A 17,744-nucleotide genomic window follows, 5' to 3' on the forward strand; every position below is an offset into this window, starting at 1 on the left:
GCGATGGCCTGCGGGAAAGGTCAGTCCACTTTCAGGCCGATGGCTTTCACCAGTTCGCCGAAGCGCTCGCGCTCGGTGGCGTGGTGGTCGATGAAGGCCTTGCGGCTCAGGGGCGCGGGCGTGGCGCCCAGGGTGAGGATGACATCGTTGACGTTCTTTTGCTCCAGCGCCTTGGCCACGGCAGTGCGCACGGCCTCGATCACCGATTCGGGCGTGCCCGTGGGCGCGTAGATGCCGAACAGCGTGTCGGCATCAAAGCCCGGCAGGCCGCTTTCGGCCAGCGTGGGCACGTTGGGGTACTGCGGCGAGCGGTGCGGGCTGCCGATGGCCAGCAGGCGCAGCTTGCCCGCCTCGACCTGCTTGAGGCCCGGACCCGGGTCGAACCAGAACTGCAGCTGCCCGCTGAGCACGTCGCTGAGCGCCGGGCCCGCGCCCTTGTAGGGGGCGTGCACGGCATCGACACCGGCCATGCGCTTGAACATCTCGCCGGCCAGGTGCGGCGAGCTGCCCTGGCCCGGCGAGCCGTAGGACAGCTTGCCGGGATTGGCCTTCAGATGCTTGATGAACTCGGCCACGTTGGTGGCGGGCACGGCGGGATTGGTCTCCAGGAACACATGCACGCGCGCCACGGCAGCCACGGGCGTCAAGTCCTTTTCGGGATTGAAGGCCAGCTTGCTGTAGATCATCGGGTTGATGGTGATGGCCCCGCCCGAGCTCAGCAGCAGCGTGTAGCCATCCTTGGGCGCGCGCACGGTTTCGCTGATGCCGATGTTGCCGCCCGCGCCGGGCTTGTTGTCCACCACCACCGACTGGCCCAGCACCTGGGACATGGTGGGCGTGATGGCGCGCGCCAGCACATCGGCCGCGCCGCCGGGCGCGAAGTTCACCACCAGGCGCACGGGGCGCTCGGGCCATTTGTCGCCGGCCTTCTGCGCCAGCGCAGGGACCGAGGCCGTCGCGCCCAGCAGGGCCAGCAGGCCCAGGCGGCGCCAGCGGCTGAAGGGGGTTGTCTTGTGCATGAGCTATGTCTCCTTGGGTTATGAGTTCTTGAAAACGGTGAGGACGCCTGAAGCAGCAGCGGCGCTACGGTCAATCCAGCCGTATGCCCGCCGACTCGATGACCTGGCCCCAGCGCCGGCTTTCGCTGCGCCAGTAGTCACGCATCTGCGCAGGCGTGCCGGGCAGCGGCTCCAGCGACAGCGCCTCGAAACGCGCCAGCACGGCAGGCGAGCGCAGCGCCTGCTGCAGCGCCACGGACCAGGCCTGTACGGTGGCGTCGTCCGTGCCTGCGGGTGCGACCAGGCCCTGCCAGGCATGGGCCTCGAAGTCCTTCACGCCCTGCTCGGCCAGCGTGGGCACGGACGGGTGGCTCTTGAGCCGCTCGGCGCTGGCCACGCCGATGACGCGCAGCTTGCCCGCCGCAATGTGCTGGGCCGCCGCCGCGCTGTCGGCCAGCATGAAGGGGATCTGGCCGCCGATCACGTCGATCAGGGCCGGCCCCGCGCCGCGATAGGGCACATGAGACATCTTCAGGCCCAGGCGCTGCGACAGCAGTTCGGTGGCCAGGTGGTGGGGCGTGCCCAGCCCCGGGCTGCCGTAGCTGACGGGGCCTGGCTGGGCCTTCACCCACTGCGTGAACTCCTGCAGGTTGTGCACCGGCAGCTGGTTGCCGACCACGAGGAACAGCGGAAAGCGCGCCAGCAGGCCGATGGGCACGAAGTCCTTCTCGGCGTTGTAGGCCAGCTTGCGAAACAGGTGGGGGTTGGCCGCCAGCGTGGCGAAGTCGGCCGTGAAGACCAGGCTGCCCAGCTCGCGCGTGCGCGCCGCGTATTCGGCGGCGATGTTGGTGCCGGCCCCGGGCTTGTTCATGACGACCACGGTGCGGCCCAGGGCCTTGCCAAAGGACTCGCCCACGGTGCGCGCCACGGCGTCCGAGCCGCCGCCTGCGGCAAAGCCCACCACCCATTCGACGGGCTTGCCGTTCTGTGCGCGTGCCGTGCCCATGCCCAGCAGGGGCGGGGCGCCTATGGCCAGTGCGGCCTTGAGTGCTTGTCTGCGCAGCATCTTGTCTCCTTCTTGTAGTGGCTCGTTTTGCCTTGAGCGCGTTCAGCGCGGTGCGACGGCGCCCGCGTTCTCCGACAGGCTGACCAGTGCATGCAGCGTGCGCGTCACGGGCACGGCAATGCCCAGGCGGTCGGCCACCTGCAGCACGGCGCCATGGATGGCGCCCGTCTCGGTGGCACGGCCGGCCAGCAGGTCCTGCAGCATCGAGGGCTGGTGGCCCCGGTGGTGGTCCAGCGCATCGCGCACGGCCGCGCCCACGCGCTCGGCGCTGGCAGCGACGCCATGGGCGTGGGCGACGGACAGCACCTCGTCCAGCACGCGCTGCAGCAGGGCCTCGCCCTGCGGATTGGCCAGTCCGTCCACGGTCTGGCGCGTCACGGCGCACACGCCGTTGAAGGCGGCATTGAAGGCCAGCTTCTCCCAGATGGCCTCCTGCACCTGCGGGTCGATGCTGCAATGCATGCCTGCGCGGTTGAGGTCTTCCGCCAGCAGGTCGAAGACCGCGCTGCGCTGGCCATCGCAAGGCATGAAGCGGATACCGCCCTGCCCCATGGAGCTGACCTCGCCCGGCGACATCACGCGCGCAGGCCAGGTGGTCACGCCCACGGCGATGCGTTCGACCGGCACCCGCTCGCGCAGCACATCGGCATGGCCTATGCCGTTTTGCAGGCTCAGGAAATGCGTGTCCGGCCCGATGAGATGCGCAATGCCCTGCAGCGCGGCCCGCGTATGGGCCGACTTGGTGAAGACCAGCCACAGCGCGGGCCCCGCCGTGAGCTGCTCGGCCCGCGCGGCCTGCACGCGGGCCTGCAGCAGCCCCTCATCGGTGTGGCAGCGCGCGCCATCACGGTTCAGGGCCTGCAGCAGCTCGTCGTTCACATCGACCAGGGTCACGTCCAGGCCGATGCGGGCCAGCCGCGCCCCGAACAGGGTGCCCATGGCGCCTGCGCCGAGGATGCCTATGCTTCTTGTGTTTTCCATTGCCGTGTCTCCTGCAGGGGGCTTCGCCTCAGGCGACCTCGACCTCGACCACGATGGGCTTGGGATGGGCCAGCGCGCGGGCCAGCACATCGGCCAGCTCGGCCGCGTTCTCCACATGCACGCCGTCGCAGCCCTGGCCACGCGCCAGCGCCACGAAGTCGATGTCGGGCAGTTCCGTGCCCTCGACCTTCTCGCCCTCGCGGTAGCCGAAGACATGGGCGAAGTCCTGCAGCGCCGCATAGCGGCGGTTCTTGAGGATCACGAAGCTGATGGGCAGGCGCAGTTGGGCTGCACTCCAGAGGGCCTGGATGGCGTACATGGCCGAGCCGTCGCCGATGACGGCGACCACCTTGGCCTCGGGCTTTGCCAGCGCCACGCCCACGGCGGCCGGCATGCTGTGGCCCAGGCCGCCGCTGCACATGGTGTAGAAGGTGCCCGAGTGGAAGATGGGCAGGTAGGTCTGGATGGTGGAGCGCGAGCTGGGCGCCTCTTCCACCACGATGCTGTGGCGGTCGCGCACCTGGGCCAGCGTGTGCATGGCAAAGGCCACCGACATGCGCTCGCCTGCGGCGGGCGCGGCCGGCACGGGCGCTGCGGGCCGGGGTGCGGGCGCCTGGCGCGGTGCGGGTGCGGGGCGCTGCAGCAGCTCCTCCACGCCCATGCGCACATTGCCCACGGCGGCCGTGCCCACAGGGGCCCAGGCGGCAATGGCCGGATCCTCGATCAGTTGGTAGAGCGCCGTGCCTTCGGGGATGTGCGGGCCCTCGCCTTCCACGTGGTAGGTGAAGGCGGCCGCGCCCACGGCGAAGACCACGTCATGGCCGGACAGCAGCTGCACGATGCGCTCGCGCATGGCGGGCAGGAAGCCGGCGAACAGGGGATGGTCCTCGGGGAAGCTGCAGCGCCCGCTCATGGGGGCCACGAAGACGCGGGCCTGGTGGCGCTCGGCCAGCGCGACCACGGCATCCCAGCCCTGGGCCCGGTCCACGGCCGCGCCCACGACCAGGGCCGGGGCACGCGCGGCGTCCAGCGCCTGGCCGATGAGGTCCAGCGTGCGCGGATCGGGCCGGGTCTCGAAGCCCACATGGCGCAGCCTGACGGGCTCGGCCGGCTTGTCCCAGTCATCGGCGGGAATGGAGACCAGCACGGGGCCGCGCGGCTCCTGCATGGCGATGTAGTAGGCGCGCGCCAGCGCCTGGGGCACGTCTTCGGCGCGCGCGGGCTCGCAGCTCCACTTCACATAGGGCTTGGGCAGCTCGGCGGCCTGGTTGGAGTGCAGGAAGGGGTCGAACTGCAGCAGCGAGCGCGCCTGCTGGCCCGCCGTGATCACCAGGGGCGTGCGGTTCTTGAAGGCCGTGAAGATGTTGGCCATGGCATGGCCCACGCCCGCAGCCGAATGCAGGTTCACGAAGCTGGCATTGCGCGTGGCCTGGGCATGGCCGTCGGCCATGCCCACGACCACGGTTTCCTGCAGGCCCAGCACATAGGAGAAGTCTTCGGGGTAGTCGCGGAACAGCGGCAGCTCGGTCGAGCCCGGGTTGCCGAAGATGCGCGTCATGCCCAGCTCGCGCAGCATGGCGATCACGGCATGGCGCACGGTGTAGGTCGCGGTGGAGGGGGAAGTCTGGGCGGGCTGGCTGCGGGGGGTGGTGGGTGCTTGCAAGATGGGGGCTCCTGGGGAATGGGCCGGCCGCCCGGTGCGTGCCGCGCGGTGGCCATGGAAGTCGGTGCCCATGGTGCAGGCGCTTATGATTTCCAGCAATTGAATAAACTATCTAAGAGATATTCACCAAATGGATATCAAGAACCTGGACCTCAACCTGCTGCGCGTCTTTGACGCCGTGTACCGCCACTGCAGCGTCAGCCGCGCGGCCGAGGAGCTGGGCATGTCCCAGCCCGCCGCCAGCCAGGCCGTGACGCGGCTGCGCCTGCTGCTGGGCAATCCGCTGTTCGAGCGCGCGCATGCGGGCGTGCGCCCCACGCCGCGTGCCGAACGCCTGGCGCTGGCCGTGCGCCAGGCGCTGGAGGTGCTGGAAGTCGCCATGTCCGAGGCCCAGAGCTTCGAGCCACTGCAGGCGCGCCAGCGCTTTCGCATCCACCTGAGCGACATCGGCGAGGCGCGCTTTCTGCCGCCGCTGATGCAGGCGCTGCACCAGCGCGCCCCGCATGTGCAGCTGGAGACCCTGCCCATGCCACTGGACGGCATTGCCGATGCGCTGGACCGAGGCACGCTGGACATCGCCATCGGCTTTCTGCCGGGTGGCACGCGGACCCGGCAGACCGTGCTGCTGTCCGACCATTACGGCGTGCTGCTGCGCAGCGGCCACCCCGCGCTGGCGCACGTGCCCGAAGGCGCGCCACTGGCTCTGGCCACGCTGCGCCAGCTGGACTTTGCCGCGGTGCGCTCGCACTCGGAAACCTTGCGCATCCTGCAGGCGCTGCGGCTCGATGAGCGCATCCGCCTGTCGGCCGCACATTTCATGGCCGTGCCCTCCATCGTGGGCAAGACCGACCTGGCGGTGATCATGCCGGCCGAGATCGCGGCCGGCTTTGTCGAGCGCGGTGGCTATGCGGTGCGCGATGCCGACCTGCCCGATCACCGCTTCGACGTGTCGCTGCACTGGAGCTGGCGCTTCGAGCAGGAACCGGCCAAGCGCTGGCTGCGCGAACTGGTCTGCGAGCTGTTCCAGCAGCCCCGGCACCGCGAGGCCGCCGCGCCCTGAAGGGCCGGCCGTCACAGCCATGACTTGCGGGCCTGCCGACTCAGTTTCGTCTAAGAAACCGGCGCCAGACTGGTCCCTGCGCCGACAAGGGCACGCGGCCGGCCGCGCCGAAGATGGGCACCGGCCTGTTTCATCCACTCTCCAGGAAAGACTCACCATGCAACTCAAGGACAAGGTCGCCTTCATCACCGGCTCGGCCAGCGGCATCGGCAAGGAGATCGCCAGGCTGTTCGCCAGCGAGGGCGCGCGCATCGTCATTGCCGACCTCAACAAGGAGGCGGCCGATGCCACGGCGGCCGAGCTGCGCGCCACGGGAGCCCAGGCCATGGGCGTGGCCGTGGACGTGACCGACGAGGCCCAGGTCAACGCCTCGGTCGAGGAGGCCGCCCGGGCCTTCGGCGGCATCGACATCCTGGTCAGCAATGCCGGGATACAGATCGTGCATCCGGTGGAGGAATTCAGCTTTGCCGACTGGAAGAAGATGCTGGCCATCCACCTGGACGGCGCCTTCCTCACCACGCGCGCCTGCCTCAAGCACATGTATGCGCAGGGCCGCGGCGGCAGCGTGATCTACATGGGATCGGTGCACTCCAAGGAGGCCTCGCTGCTCAAGGCGCCCTATGTCACGGCCAAGCACGGCCTGATCGGACTGGCCAAGACCGTGGCCAAGGAAGGCGCCAAGCACGGCGTGCGCGCCAATGTGATCTGCCCGGGCTTCGTACGCACGCCGCTGGTGGACAAGCAGATTCCCGAGCAGGCCCGCACGCTGGGCATCAGCGAGGACGAGGTCATCAAGAACGTGATGCTCAAGGAAACCGTGGACGGCGAGTTCACCACCACCGAGGACGTGGCCCGCGTGGCCCTGCTGTTCGCGGGCTTCCCCAGCAATGCGCTGACCGGCCAGTCGCTGGTGGTCAGCCACGGCTGGTTCATGCAGTAAGTCGCCAATCGGCCCTTCTCTGGCCCTTCTCTGGCCCTTCTCTGGCCCTCAATCGGCCTTCAGGCCCAGCGCCCGGGTCACGGCCGCATAGCGGTCGATGTCGGCTGCGATCAGCGCCTGGAATTGACCCGGTGTCTGCCGCGCCAGGGTGTAGCCCTGGTCGCGCAAGCCAGCGCTGACGGCGGGATCGGCCAGCGCCTGCTCCAGCGTGTCATGCAATGCCTGCACCGTGGCCCGGGGCGTGGCGGCAGGTGCCAGCAGGCCGTGCCACTGCTCCACCGCAAAGCCCGGCAGGCCGCGCTCGGCCACCGTGGGAACGCCGGACAGCTGCGGCAGTCGCTGTGGCGCCGTGACGGCCAGGGCGCGCACGCGGCCTGCAGCGATCATGGCCGAGGCACTGCTGGCCGTGACCATGCCCGCCGCCACCTGGCCTGCCGCCACGGCCGTGATGGCCGGGCCGCAGCCCTTGTAGGGCACATGCTGCACAAAGCGCTTCGCGTCGCGGGCCAGCATTTCGCCCGCCAGGTGCTGGGGCGTGCCGTTGCCGCAGGAGGCGAACAGCAGCGGCCGTTCCTGGCGCGCCTGGGCCAGCGCATCCTCCAGCGTCTGCAGCGCGCTGTCCGCAGGCACGACCAGCACCGAGGCGATGGAGCCTGCGTTGAACACCGCCGTGAAGTCCTTGCGCGGGTCGAAATCCAGGCGCTCGTAGACACCGGGGTTGATGGCGAACGAGCTGTTGGCCATCAGCAAGGTGCTGCCGTCCGCCGCGGCCTGGGCCACGGCATGGGCGCCGATGTTGCCGCTGGCGCCGGGCCGGTTCTCCACCACCACGGGCTGGCCCAGGCGCTGCTGCAGCTGCTCGCCCAGGCGCCGCGCCAGCAGGTCCGTGCCGCCGCCCGGCGGAAAGGTCACAACGATGGTGATGGGCCGCTCCAGGCGCGTGCCGGCCTTGCCCGGCGCCGCCAGCCACAGCCCCGATGCGCCAGCCAGCAGCGCGCAGGCCGCCAGCGTCCAGAGTCCCCGCCCGCGCAAAGAAAATGCCATGGCCGAGTCCTCAGGTGTCAAGGCCGATGTCGAGAACCCGGGCGCTGTGCGTGATCCAGCCCACGGCGATCTGGTCCACGCCGGTCTCGGCCACGGCACGCGCCGTCTCTGGCGTGATGCGGCCCGAGGCTTCGGTCACCGCGCGCCCGCGCGCCATGGAGACGGCCGTGCGCAGCGTGTCCAGGTCCATGTTGTCCAGCAGCACCACTTCCACGCCCAGGGACAGCGCCACCTCCAGCTGCTCCAGCGTGTCCACCTCCAGCTGGATCTGCACCATGTGGCCCACGCCTGCGCGCGCCCGGGCCAGGGCCTCGGCCACGCCGCCTGCCAGCGCGATGTGGTTGTCCTTGATCAGCACGGCATCGTCCAGGCCGAAGCGGTGGTTGCTGCCGCCGCCCACGCGCACGGCGTATTTCTGCAGCGCACGCAGGCCCGGCATGGTCTTGCGCGTGCAGGTCACGCGTGCGCCCGTGTCGGCGATGGCCCGCGCGATCGATGCCGTGGCCGTGGCCACGCCGCTCAGGTGGCACAGGTAGTTGAGCGCCACGCGCTCGGCGGTGAGGATGGCGCGCGCGCTGCCGTGGATGCGCGCGATCTCCTGGGCGGGAGCCAGTTCGCTGCCATCGCGCAGCACCGGCTCGAAACGTGACTGCGCATCCAGCGCACGGAACGCCAGCCGCGCCATGTCCAGCCCGGCCAGCACGCCCTCCTGGCGCGCCACCAGGCGCAGTTCGGCCTGTGCGTCCGCAGGGACGATGGCATCCGTGGTCAGGTCGCCCGCGCGGCCCAGGTCTTCCAGCAGGGCCGAGCGCACCAGCGGCTCCAGCATCAGGTCGGGCAGCGGCGGTACCGGCAGGCGGGCACTGAGGGCATTGGCAATATTAATGCTCATTTTGAGTATATGTAGGTCAAAAAAATGTGGCGCGCGGCCTTGCGGGCTTGAGCGAGGAACTTATGCTAGATACGAGCATAAGTGCTGTCAAGCCATTGTCACAATCGGGCAAGTGCCGTGCGGCTCAGGGAGAACCGTCGATGCCCTTGGCCAGGGGCAGCTTGCTGCCGGAGATGGCGCGCTCCAGCAGCACATCGCTGCGAAAGCGGAACAGCTTGGCCGGCCGGCCCGCCGAACCCACCGTGAGCTGGCCGGTCTCCTCGACCAGATCCTGCTGCTCGATCAGGCGGCGGAAGTTCTGCTTGTGCAGCCCGCGCCCGGCCAGGGCCTCCACCGTCTGCTGCAGCTGCAGCAGCGTGAACTCGGGCGGCATCAGCTCGAACACCACGGGCCGGTACTTGATCTTGGCGCGCAGCCGCGCCATGCCCGTGGCCAGGATGCGGCGGTGGTCGTGGTGCATGGCCTCGCCGGGCAGCATGGCGGCCGCGCCATGGACGCGGTGGGCCGCCTCCTGCACCAGCCCGGCCTCGTACAGCAGTTCGTAGCGCTGCAGCACCATGTCCTCGTTCCAGGGCCCGCCGTCCAGGCCGAAGGCGATGTCCGCGCGCTGGCGCCGCAGCGCACGCTGGGCGCCGCGCGCCTCGGCCATCCAGGCATGCAGGCGCGGAGCGATGTGGGAGCGCAGCAGGGCCGGCTCGCCGCCGCGCCAGTCTTCCCAGGGAAAGTAGCGGTACCAGTCCTGCCAGACGGCCTGCCCCGCGCTGCGGTCGGCAGACTCGCGCGTCAGCCCCAGGTAGCTGACCGAGATCACGCGCGCCCCGCTGGCATCGGTGCGATCGCCATCGGCAAAGGTGTAGAGCTGCTCCATGTAGCCCAGCGGGTGATGGGTCTGCTCCTCCACCCAGGCGCGCAGGCCGGCCTGCAGCGAACGGTGCCCCACCTCGAACGGCCCCGCCGGCAGCAACTGCCCGTCCGCCGTGGTCAGCACGCGCGGTGTGCCCTGGGTCACCGCCGCCAGCACGGCAACGAGTTCGGCATGGATGGGAGAGGCTGCGGGACTGGTGGGGTGGGGCACGAAGGTAAGGGACGGTCGGTTGGCGGGATGGGTGATTATGGTGGGTTGCAGGGGCCGGTCCGCCCGCGTTCAGGCAGAGCGGCCCAAGCTTCCGATGTACTGGTCCACCATGGCCTTGGCCTGTCCCAGGCTACAGCCATGCTCGCTCTGGCAGCCCCTGATGGCCGCCATCTTCTGCAGGGGATCGGCGGCGAGGGTCCGCCAGTCGATCTTTGCGGACTCTGGCGCAGGGCCATGCCGCGCGTCTCCCTCCTCCACCGAACGCACCTCCCAGCGCGCCAAGACGGGAAAGGAAAGGTCCACGGCAGGCAGCCGGTCCAGTTCGGCCGCCAATTCATCCTGTGAAATCAATGAAGCCACATGGCGAACACGCGCCCGGGGCCCATCGCGCCAAGGCCTGATCTCCAAGGGGCGCCGGCAGAAATCCTGCAGATAGTCGCCCAACTCCTGCGTCATGAAGCGCGCGGTCTGTGCGACATCGGCCTGCAACAGTTGCAAAGCCTCCGACTGGGAAAAGTCATCCAGCTGATCGCTCAGGTCCGCAAAGGTCTGCAGAAATCCCGCGCAGACAAAGTCATCGAAGCAGGCGTGCGAAACACTGCTGGCCTCGTCATCGTGCAACACCAGCGCCACGCCCACGCCATGCGTGTCCAGCGGCGTCAGGCACCAGGCATCGCCGGCGCCCGACTGGGCGAATGGCAGAAAGCTCCGGCCGTTCTGTGCGCCAGGATGAAGCCAGCCCTCGATGATTTCCCGGCTGGCTTCGGCGTCTATCCATTCGAAGTCCTGCCAACTCATGAACAAGGGTGGGTCCTGCAGGCAGCGCTGGCGCCAGGTGGCGGCCCAATCCGGACCGTAGACGGTCTTTCCCGATGCCAGGAGGTCGCTCAACAGCGGCGGCAGCGCAATGCCGGTCTGGATGGAGAGGTCGGCGTAGGTGGTCATTGGATTCATCCCACGTCCATATGCAGCCGATGCCGGCCGCAATGCACGCACTGGAAAAGGCAGCCGGAAATCATGCCGTCCGTGGACATGCGCTCCAGCATCCACTGCGCATCGTTCCTGTAGCTGCCTTCGATGTCGGGCAGGACTTCAGCAAGGAAAGGCTCGACGGCCTGCCTGTCGGCGTGACCCAGGAAGACACAGGGTGCGTTGCAGTGCGTGAGCCACACAGGCTGCTGCCAGGCCCTGTAGCCGGGCGTGCGCTGCGCGATCTCCAACAGCAGTTCCCTGGCGATGGTGGGTTCCGGGTCGGCCGGGTCAGGCGACACGCCTTCGATATCGGTATATCCCACAAGTTCGCCGTGGTATGTCTCGCAAGCCTGCCCGCTGGCAATGCACCAGGGACACAGGTAGTCGGGGCTTTGTTGGCTGTAGAACGGGCCTTCGTACTTGAGGCTGCGGTTTTGTCCGCAGCAGGAACACACACCCTCTTCCTGCTCGAAGACGGTTTCATAGGCACCGGGATGGAATCTGAAATGCGGGCGTTCCATTGCACGGACTCTCTTTCCCGATTGATTGGAAAGGTGCCATTGTCCATGGCAGCTCAGCGCGTGGGAATGAACGTTTCTGGCAAGAAAAAACCGCGCAAAGCGCGGTTTTTCCGAGAAGCGCGGGAGCTGCTCTAGCAGCCCCGCTGCAGCATGTGCCGCCTCAGACGTTGAACAGGAAGTTCATCACGTCGCCATCCTTGACGACATATTCCTTGCCTTCGGCGCGCATCTTGCCCGCGTCCTTGGCGCCTTGCTCGCCCTTGAAGGCGATGAAGTCGTCGAAGGCGATGGTCTGGGCGCGGATGAAGCCGCGCTCGAAGTCGCCGTGGATGACGCCTGCGGCCTGGGGGGCGGTGTCGCCGACCTTGATGGTCCAGGCGCGCACTTCCTTGACGCCGGCCGTGAAGTAGGTCTGCAGGCCCAGCAGGCCGAAGCCGGCGCGGATCAGGCGGTTCAGGCCGGGTTCTTCCAGGCCCAGTTCCTGCAGGAACATGTCGCGGTCCTCGTCGCTCATCTCGGCCATTTCAGCCTCGATCTTGGCGCAGATGGCCACGACGGGAGCGCCTTGTGCCTCGGCATAGGCCTTGAGGCTGTCGAGCAGCGGGTTGTTCTCGAAGCCGTCTTCGCTGACGTTGCCCACGAACATGGCGGGCTTGGCGGTGATCAGGCAGAACTGCTTGAGCAGGGGCGCGTCTTCCTTGGAGACGGGCACCGTGCGTGCGGGCTTGCCCTGGTCCAGGGCAGCCTGGATGGGGGTCAGCAGCGCCACCACCTTGGCGGCTTCCTTGTCGTTGCCCGACTTGGCGGCCTTGCTGTAGCGGTTCAGCGCCTTCTCGACGGTGGCCAGGTCGGCCAGGCACAGCTCGGTCTGGATGACCTCGATGTCGGCGATGGGGTCCACCTTGTTGGCCACGTGGATGACGTTCGGGTCTTCAAAGCAGCGCACCACGTTGACGATGGCGTCGGTCTCGCGGATGTGGGCCAGGAACTGGTTGCCCAGGCCTTCACCCTTGGAGGCGCCGGCCACCAGGCCCGCGATGTCCACGAATTCGACGATGGCCGGGACGATGCGCTCGGGCGTGATGATGTCGGCCAGCTTCTGCAGGCGCGGATCGGGCACTTCCACCACGCCGGTGTTCGGCTCGATGGTGCAGAAGGGATAGTTCTCGGCGGCGATGCCGGCCTTCGTCAGCGCGTTGAAGAGAGTGGACTTGCCCACATTGGGCAGGCCCACGATGCCGCATTTGAGGCTCATGGCAGGGCTTTCTACAGGGATTCTGGGGACAAACCCCGTATTTTAGTCAACCGGGCATTTCCTGTCGTTTCAGGCGAACTGCCAGTCGCCGGCCACGGACTGGCCAACGACCAGTTCGGCCCCGTCGTGCAGGCCTTCCAGCACGGCATTCATGCCGAAGGTGATGGCGCCATCGACACGGTCGTCCTGGCGGTAGGTACGGATGGCGTCACCCACGGCGGTGCCCTGCACGGCCGTGACGGGGTCGATGTCGGGAATGGGGCAGCGTGTGCAGGGCTTGGCCATGCGCAGCCGCAGGCCCTGGGCATCGAGCACGTCGAGCCCGTCGACCCGGTCCTCGTCATGGGCTTCCAGGCCTTCGATCACGATGTTGGGGCGAAAGCGCCGTGCGTCCACCGGGGCGTGGCCGGCCGCCTGCAGGCGCTGGTTGAGTTCTTCGATGGCGGCCTGGCTCAGTACCAGCAGCGGATAGCCGTCCGCGAAGTGCACAGGTGCGGCCTCGCCCCCGGTCCAGCGCTCGCTGGTGCGGCGCGGCGCCGCCGGGTCGAAGCGCACCAGGGAGCAGTCCGTGCCAAGGGCCTGCGTCAGCCAGCGGGCGGCCTCGGGGCCCATGTCCCAGGCCTGCACCCAGTCCGACCAGACGCGCGCCCGGCGCTCCGGCCCCGTGGCCTGCAGCGCGATGCGCAGCGGCGGCTGCTGGGGAAAGTGCAGCACCAGGTGCCCGGCCTCCAGCTCGGGGCGTATCCAGGCCATGCGCGGATGGTCGCGCTGGGTCAGGAATTCGCCCTGCGCATCGACCACCATCCAGTGGCGGTCCCAGGCCAGGCCGGTGGCGCCGACGCCGCTGCTTTGCAGCGCGATGCCCGCGCAGGATTTGACGGGATACACCCACAACTGGGCAATGCGGCCCTGCACGTCTCTTTCTTGGTCAAACATCGGATAGCTCTTTGTGGGAAATCTGGAGTGTGTATGCCATCCATGGTGCGAATGGCGCCATGCGATGGGCGGCAATATGCCAGATGGCGACGCAGGCTGCGGCAGGTCATGCCAAAGCCGGAGTTTGCGCCAGTTGGAATCCCCGGCATGGCCCGGACTCCTACAATGCCGGCCATGGCGCAAACCTTTGATGTATGTATACGCGGGGCCGGCATTGCAGGCCGGACCCTGGCTCTCCTGCTGGCCCGGGAACGGCTGCGCGTGGCCCTGGTGGTGGCCGCGCCGACCGGCAACGCGCCCGATGTGCGCGCCTACGCGCTCAATGCCAGCGCACGCGGCCTGCTGGACAGCCTGCGCTGCTGGCCCGATGACCAGCACGCCACGCCCGTGACGCAAATGGAGGTCTTTGGCGACCTTGACGGCCATGTGCTGTTCGACGCAGCCAGCCAGGATGTCGAGGCCCTGACCTGGATCGTTGATGTGCCCGCGCTGGAGCAGCGCCTGGCCGAGGCCGTGCGCTACCAGCCCATGGTCGAGGTGGTGGACCAGCCGGTGGCGGCGCCGCTGACGGCCATCTGCGAGGGCCGCGCCAGCCGCACGCGCAGCGAGTTCGGCGTGGACTTCGCCGTCACGCCCTATGCACAGCACGCCATCGCCACCCGGCTGCACTGCGAGCTGCCGCACGGACAGGTGGCGCGACAGTGGTTCACGCCCGAAGGCATCCTGGCCCTGCTGCCGCTGGACGGCCCGCAAGGCCACAGCGTGGCCGTGGTCTGGTCCATCGCCCGCGAGCTGGCCGACGGCTGGCTGGCCGCCGACACGCAGGATTTCACCGCGCGGCTGGAAGCCATCAGCCAGGGCGCGCTGGGGCGGCTGGAGCTGAGCGCACCGCGCATGGCCTGGCCGCTGCAGCAGGCCGTGGCCGACCACTGGTGCGGCTCCATGCCCGACGGCGATGCACGCTCGGCCCGCAGCTGGGTGCTGGTGGGCGATGCCGCCCACAACGTGCATCCGCTGGCAGGCCAGGGCCTGAACCTGGGCCTGGGCGATGTGCAGGCGCTGGCACGCGTGCTGCAGGAGCGCGGCTACTGGCGCAGCACCGGCGATCTGCGCCTGCTGCGCCGCTATGAACGCGAGCGCAAGGCCGCGCTGGCGCCCATGGGCCTGGCCATGGACGGGCTGCAGCAGCTGTTCAGCCGCTCCGAGGTTCCGGTGCAGATGCTGCGCAACTGGGGCATGAAGGGCTTCGAGCGCTTCGGCCCGCTCAAGGACTGGATGGCGCGCCAGGCCATGGGCCTGGACCCGCGCAGCGGCGCCTGAGCCTGGAGCCAAGCCGATCCCGTGCCGTTGAACCCTTTGCCGTTTTGCGACTCGTACCCCTGCTCCGTGGCGCCCCGCGCCGCGCAATCCCCCTCAACCACGGCGCGGCCGGCCTGAACGCGGCCCCGCCCACCCACCGCATTGCCATGAAACTCTTCGCCTGCCTGCTGACGGCCGCCAGCCTGACCTGGAGCCTCGGTGTCCATGCCCAGGACGCCAACCTGCGCAAGACGCTGACCGAGCGCATTCCCCAGCTGGAAAAGATCGACGAAATCCGCCCCACGCCCATGTCCGGCCTCTTCGAGGTGCGCATCGGCACGGACCTGTTCTATACGGACGCCAAGGGCAACTACCTGATCCAGGGCGAGCTGATCGACACCAAGGCGCGCCGCAATCTCACCGAAGACCGCATGAACCAGCTGACGGCGGTGGACTTCAAGCAGCTGCCGCTCAAGGACGCCGTGACCATCGTCCACGGCAAGGGCGAGCGCAAGATGGCCGTGTTCGAAGACCCCAACTGCGGCTACTGCAAGCGTTTCGAGCGCGACCTGCAGACCGTGGACAACGTCACCATCTACCTGTTCCTGTACCCCATCCTGAGCCCCGACTCGGCCGAGAAGTCGCGCAACATCTGGTGCGCCAAGGACCAGGCCGGTGCATGGGCCGACCACATGCTGCGCGACAAGGTGCCGGCCGCCGCCCAGTGCGACACCTCGGCCGTGCAGCGCAACCTGGCCTTTGGCCGCAAGTACAAGATCACGGGAACGCCCACCGTCATCTTCACCAACAACACCCGCGTGCCTGGCGCCATCAGCGCCCAGGAAGTCGAGAAGAACCTGGCCGCAGCCGCAGCCGCAGCCGCGCGCTGACCGCCACCGGGCGGGCCCGGCGCCATGGACGCCGGGCCCGCCCACCTGATCCCCCTCGGCCGGAGCTTCCCGGCTCCAGCCCGCCGCAGCGGGCCCGGGCAGCCTCCAGGCCACACCTGCAGGAGCCCGAATGACCTCTCCCCTCGCCGCCACCGCCGCTGCCGCTGCCGCTGCCACTGCCACTGCCACTGCCACTGCCACTGCCGCAGCGGACATCCACTACCGCGTGCAGGCCCTTGATGTGGACGCGCACCTGTTCAGCGTGCAACTGCACATCGCCCGCCCGGCCGCCGGCCAGACCCTGTCGCTGCCGGTCTGGATTCCCGGCAGCTATCTGGTGCGGGAATTCTCCAAGAACCTCCAGGGCCTGTCTGCCGAGCAGGACGGCCGCCCCGTCGCGCTGGCCCAGCAGGGCAAGAACCTCTGGCAGGCCGACTGCGCAGCCGGCGTGCCGCTGGTGCTCCACTACCAGTTCTGCGCCTATGACAGCTCCGTGCGCACGGCCTGGCTGGACCGCCGCCGCGGCTTTTTCAACGGCACCAGCCTGTGCCTGCGCGTGCACGGCCAGGAAGATACGCCGCACACGCTGCAACTGCTTGCGTCGGATGCCACGGCATCGTGGCAGGTAGCGACCGGCCTGGACGCCGTGGACACCGATGCGCGCGGCTGGGGCCTGTACCGCGCCGCCCACTACGACGAATTGGTGGACTGCCCCGTGGAGATGGGCAGCTTCTGGCGCGGCGACTTCGTGGCCGCGGGCGTGCCGCACAGCTTCGTCGTCGCGGGCGCCGCGCCCAGCTTCGACGGCGCGCGCCTGATTGCCGACGCACGCAAGATCTGCGAGACCGTGCTGGCCTTCTGGCACGGTACGGGCGAGCAGGCCACGCCCGCGCCCATGCAGCGCTACGTGTTCATGCTCAACGTGGTCGATGACGGCTATGGGGGCCTGGAGCACCGCAACTCCACGGCCCTGATCTGCGGCCGGCGCGACCTGCCGCGCGTGGGCGAGCGCAAGGCCGCCGAGGGCTACACCACCTTGCTGGGCCTGATCAGCCACGAGTACTTCCACACCTGGAACGTCAAGCGCCTGCGCCCGGCCGAATTCGCGCGCTACGACTACGGGCAGGAGAACTACACCGAGCTGCTGTGGTTCTTCGAAGGCTTCACCAGCTACTACGACGACCTGCTGCTGCGCCGCGCCGGCCTGATCGACAACGCCCAGTACCTCAAGCTCATCACGCGCACCATCAACCAGGTGCTGCAGACGCCGGGCCGACACCTGCAGTCCGTGGCCCAGGCCAGCTATGACGCCTGGGTCAAGTACTACCGCCAGGACGAGAACACGCCCAACCAGACCGTCAGCTACTACACCAAGGGCTGCCTGGTCGCACTGGCCCTGGACCTGCAACTGCGCCGCGAAGGCCGCAGCACGCTGGACGACGTGATGCGCGCGCTGTGGCAGCGCTGCCAGGGCGGCCCCATGCGCGAGGCCGACGTGCTGGCCGTGCTGCAGGACCTGGGCGGGCGCAGCTTCGCGCCCGAGATCACGCAATGGGTGCACGGCACCGACGACCTGCCGCTGGCCGAGCTGCTGGCCGCGCACGGCGTACAGGCCAAGGCCGAGCCGGCGCAGACTGCCCAGCGCCTGGGCTTGCGCGTGCAGGAAAGCCAGGGCATCACCATCAAGACCGTGCTGCGCGGCAGCCTGGCCGAACGCGCAGGCTTCATGGCGGGCGACGAATGGCTGGCCATCGAGCTGCCCACCGGCGCCGAGGATTCACAGCCCGCGCGCTGGCGCATCACCCGGCTGGACGACGTGGCGCTTTATGCAGGCACGGCCCTGGACATCGTCGCCTGGGTGGCCCGCGACCGGCAGATCCTGGCCTTGACCCTGCCCTGGGGCTCGGGCCTGCTGTCCGAGGCCGCCGCCATGGTGGAGAAAACGGACAACGGCGATGCAAAAGCTGCCACATCCGGCACCCTGGCGGCGCCCGCCCCCAGCAATCTCGGACTGGAAATCACGGACGAGGAGACCGCTGGACGCTGGCTGGCCGGGCACACGGGCAGCGCGCAGGCGCCTGCCACGCCCTGAGCGGCGCATGCCGCCCCGCGCCGCCGGCCGGTTATTCTTGAGGATCACGACGACAACCCC

At 68.8% G+C, this 17,744-nt stretch carries 16 protein-coding genes; 5 read left to right on the forward strand and 11 right to left on the reverse strand.

Annotated elements, in window-relative coordinates:
• Positions 1 to 20 precede the first annotated feature (20 nt).
• The 4 genes from DELCS14_RS24640 to mdlC form a co-directional block, all read right to left on the reverse strand.
• Positions 21 to 1,019 carry a tripartite tricarboxylate transporter substrate binding protein gene (locus DELCS14_RS24640; RefSeq protein ID WP_013804051.1) on the reverse strand — a complete coding sequence of 333 codons (999 nt, stop codon included), beginning with the start codon at positions 1,017 to 1,019 and terminating at the stop codon, positions 21 to 23.
• A 70-nt stretch (positions 1,020 to 1,089) separates the two neighbouring features.
• Positions 1,090 to 2,064, reverse strand: a complete 975-nt coding sequence (locus tag DELCS14_RS24645) for a tripartite tricarboxylate transporter substrate binding protein (RefSeq protein ID WP_013804052.1) — start codon at positions 2,062 to 2,064, stop codon at positions 1,090 to 1,092.
• Between the two features lie 42 nt (positions 2,065 to 2,106).
• Positions 2,107 to 3,045 carry a 2-dehydropantoate 2-reductase gene (locus DELCS14_RS24650; protein ID WP_013804053.1) on the reverse strand — a complete coding sequence of 313 codons (939 nt, stop codon included), beginning with the start codon at positions 3,043 to 3,045 and terminating at the stop codon, positions 2,107 to 2,109.
• Between the two features lie 28 nt (positions 3,046 to 3,073).
• Positions 3,074 to 4,708 (reverse strand): benzoylformate decarboxylase, encoded by a 1,635-nt coding sequence (gene mdlC, locus DELCS14_RS24655; protein WP_172642968.1) that lies wholly within the window; start codon positions 4,706 to 4,708, stop codon positions 3,074 to 3,076.
• A gap of 130 nt (positions 4,709 to 4,838) precedes the next feature.
• Here mdlC and DELCS14_RS24660 point away from each other — a divergent pair, with 130 nt between their 5' ends.
• Both DELCS14_RS24660 and DELCS14_RS24665 read left to right on the forward strand, forming a co-directional pair.
• Positions 4,839 to 5,768, forward strand: coding sequence for a LysR family transcriptional regulator (locus tag DELCS14_RS24660; protein ID WP_013804055.1), 930 nt, complete (start codon positions 4,839 to 4,841; stop codon positions 5,766 to 5,768).
• A gap of 157 nt (positions 5,769 to 5,925) precedes the next feature.
• Positions 5,926 to 6,708 (forward strand): 3-hydroxybutyrate dehydrogenase, encoded by a 783-nt coding sequence (locus tag DELCS14_RS24665; protein WP_013804056.1) that lies wholly within the window; start codon positions 5,926 to 5,928, stop codon positions 6,706 to 6,708.
• A 48-nt stretch (positions 6,709 to 6,756) separates the two neighbouring features.
• Here the strand turns inward: DELCS14_RS24665 and DELCS14_RS24670 are convergent, their stop codons facing one another.
• The 7 genes from DELCS14_RS24670 to DELCS14_RS24700 all read right to left on the reverse strand — a co-directional run bounded on the left by DELCS14_RS24670 (position 6,757) and on the right by DELCS14_RS24700 (position 13,403).
• Positions 6,757 to 7,752, reverse strand: coding sequence for a tripartite tricarboxylate transporter substrate-binding protein (locus tag DELCS14_RS24670; protein WP_013804057.1), 996 nt, complete (start codon positions 7,750 to 7,752; stop codon positions 6,757 to 6,759).
• Positions 7,753 to 7,762: 10 nt separating this feature from the next.
• Complete coding sequence (gene nadC, locus DELCS14_RS24675; RefSeq protein ID WP_013804058.1) at positions 7,763 to 8,644, reverse strand: carboxylating nicotinate-nucleotide diphosphorylase; 882 nt, start codon at positions 8,642 to 8,644, stop codon at positions 7,763 to 7,765.
• A gap of 124 nt (positions 8,645 to 8,768) precedes the next feature.
• A complete protein-coding gene (locus DELCS14_RS24680) occupies positions 8,769 to 9,719 on the reverse strand; it encodes a membrane protein (RefSeq protein WP_013804059.1) in 951 nt (316 codons plus the stop codon).
• 69 nt (positions 9,720 to 9,788) lie between these two features.
• Positions 9,789 to 10,769 (reverse strand): SMI1/KNR4 family protein, encoded by a 981-nt coding sequence (locus DELCS14_RS24685; protein WP_228676816.1) that lies wholly within the window; start codon positions 10,767 to 10,769, stop codon positions 9,789 to 9,791.
• Positions 10,670 to 11,212: a CbrC family protein gene (locus tag DELCS14_RS24690; RefSeq protein WP_013804061.1), complete on the reverse strand. Its 543-nt coding sequence runs from the start codon at positions 11,210 to 11,212 to the stop codon at positions 10,670 to 10,672. Before DELCS14_RS24690 ends, DELCS14_RS24685 begins: the two co-directional genes overlap by 100 nt.
• Positions 11,213 to 11,372: 160 nt before the next feature.
• Entirely contained in the window at positions 11,373 to 12,467 is a 1,095-nt protein-coding gene (gene ychF / locus DELCS14_RS24695) for a redox-regulated ATPase YchF (protein ID WP_012203464.1), read from the reverse strand.
• A gap of 69 nt (positions 12,468 to 12,536) precedes the next feature.
• Positions 12,537 to 13,403, reverse strand: coding sequence for an MOSC N-terminal beta barrel domain-containing protein (locus DELCS14_RS24700; RefSeq protein WP_013804062.1), 867 nt, complete (start codon positions 13,401 to 13,403; stop codon positions 12,537 to 12,539).
• A 174-nt stretch (positions 13,404 to 13,577) separates the two neighbouring features.
• Between DELCS14_RS24700 and DELCS14_RS24705 the strand changes: the two genes are divergently transcribed.
• The 3 genes from DELCS14_RS24705 to DELCS14_RS24715 all read left to right on the forward strand — a co-directional run bounded on the left by DELCS14_RS24705 (position 13,578) and on the right by DELCS14_RS24715 (position 17,684).
• Positions 13,578 to 14,723: an FAD-dependent monooxygenase gene (locus DELCS14_RS24705; RefSeq protein ID WP_172642969.1), complete on the forward strand. Its 1,146-nt coding sequence runs from the start codon at positions 13,578 to 13,580 to the stop codon at positions 14,721 to 14,723.
• Positions 14,724 to 14,869: 146 nt separating this feature from the next.
• Positions 14,870 to 15,592: a DsbC family protein gene (locus tag DELCS14_RS24710; protein WP_013804064.1), complete on the forward strand. Its 723-nt coding sequence runs from the start codon at positions 14,870 to 14,872 to the stop codon at positions 15,590 to 15,592.
• A gap of 130 nt (positions 15,593 to 15,722) precedes the next feature.
• The gene (locus DELCS14_RS24715; RefSeq protein ID WP_013804065.1) at positions 15,723 to 17,684 is read left to right on the forward strand and encodes a M61 family metallopeptidase; all 1,962 of its coding nucleotides are present in this window, start codon (positions 15,723 to 15,725) and stop codon (positions 17,682 to 17,684) included.
• Positions 17,685 to 17,744 lie beyond the last annotated feature (60 nt).

It is taken from the genome of Delftia sp. Cs1-4 (genome assembly GCF_000214395.1).
In the GTDB taxonomy this organism is placed as follows: domain Bacteria; phylum Pseudomonadota; class Gammaproteobacteria; order Burkholderiales; family Burkholderiaceae_C; genus Comamonas; species Comamonas acidovorans.

Bases quoted from the DNA above. Each gene is read 5' to 3' on its own strand.
- DELCS14_RS24700 (WP_013804062.1), bottom strand. From the start codon at position 13,403: ATGTTTGACCAAGAAAGAGACGTGCAGGGCCGCATTGCCCAGTTGTGG.
- nadC (WP_013804058.1), bottom strand. From the start codon at position 8,644: ATGAGCATTAATATTGCCAATGCCCTCAGTGCCCGCCTGCCGGTACCG.
- DELCS14_RS24665 (WP_013804056.1), top strand. From the start codon at position 5,926: ATGCAACTCAAGGACAAGGTCGCCTTCATCACCGGCTCGGCCAGCGGC.
- DELCS14_RS24705 (WP_172642969.1), top strand. From the start codon at position 13,578: ATGGCGCAAACCTTTGATGTATGTATACGCGGGGCCGGCATTGCAGGC.
- DELCS14_RS24645 (WP_013804052.1), bottom strand. From the start codon at position 2,064: ATGCTGCGCAGACAAGCACTCAAGGCCGCACTGGCCATAGGCGCCCCG.
- DELCS14_RS24710 (WP_013804064.1), top strand. From the start codon at position 14,870: ATGAAACTCTTCGCCTGCCTGCTGACGGCCGCCAGCCTGACCTGGAGC.
- DELCS14_RS24715 (WP_013804065.1), top strand. From the start codon at position 15,723: ATGACCTCTCCCCTCGCCGCCACCGCCGCTGCCGCTGCCGCTGCCACT.
- ychF (WP_012203464.1), bottom strand. From the start codon at position 12,467: ATGAGCCTCAAATGCGGCATCGTGGGCCTGCCCAATGTGGGCAAGTCC.
- DELCS14_RS24660 (WP_013804055.1), top strand. From the start codon at position 4,839: ATGGATATCAAGAACCTGGACCTCAACCTGCTGCGCGTCTTTGACGCC.
- DELCS14_RS24650 (WP_013804053.1), bottom strand. From the start codon at position 3,045: ATGGAAAACACAAGAAGCATAGGCATCCTCGGCGCAGGCGCCATGGGC.
- DELCS14_RS24640 (WP_013804051.1), bottom strand. From the start codon at position 1,019: ATGCACAAGACAACCCCCTTCAGCCGCTGGCGCCGCCTGGGCCTGCTG.
- DELCS14_RS24670 (WP_013804057.1), bottom strand. From the start codon at position 7,752: ATGGCATTTTCTTTGCGCGGGCGGGGACTCTGGACGCTGGCGGCCTGC.
- DELCS14_RS24690 (WP_013804061.1), bottom strand. From the start codon at position 11,212: ATGGAACGCCCGCATTTCAGATTCCATCCCGGTGCCTATGAAACCGTC.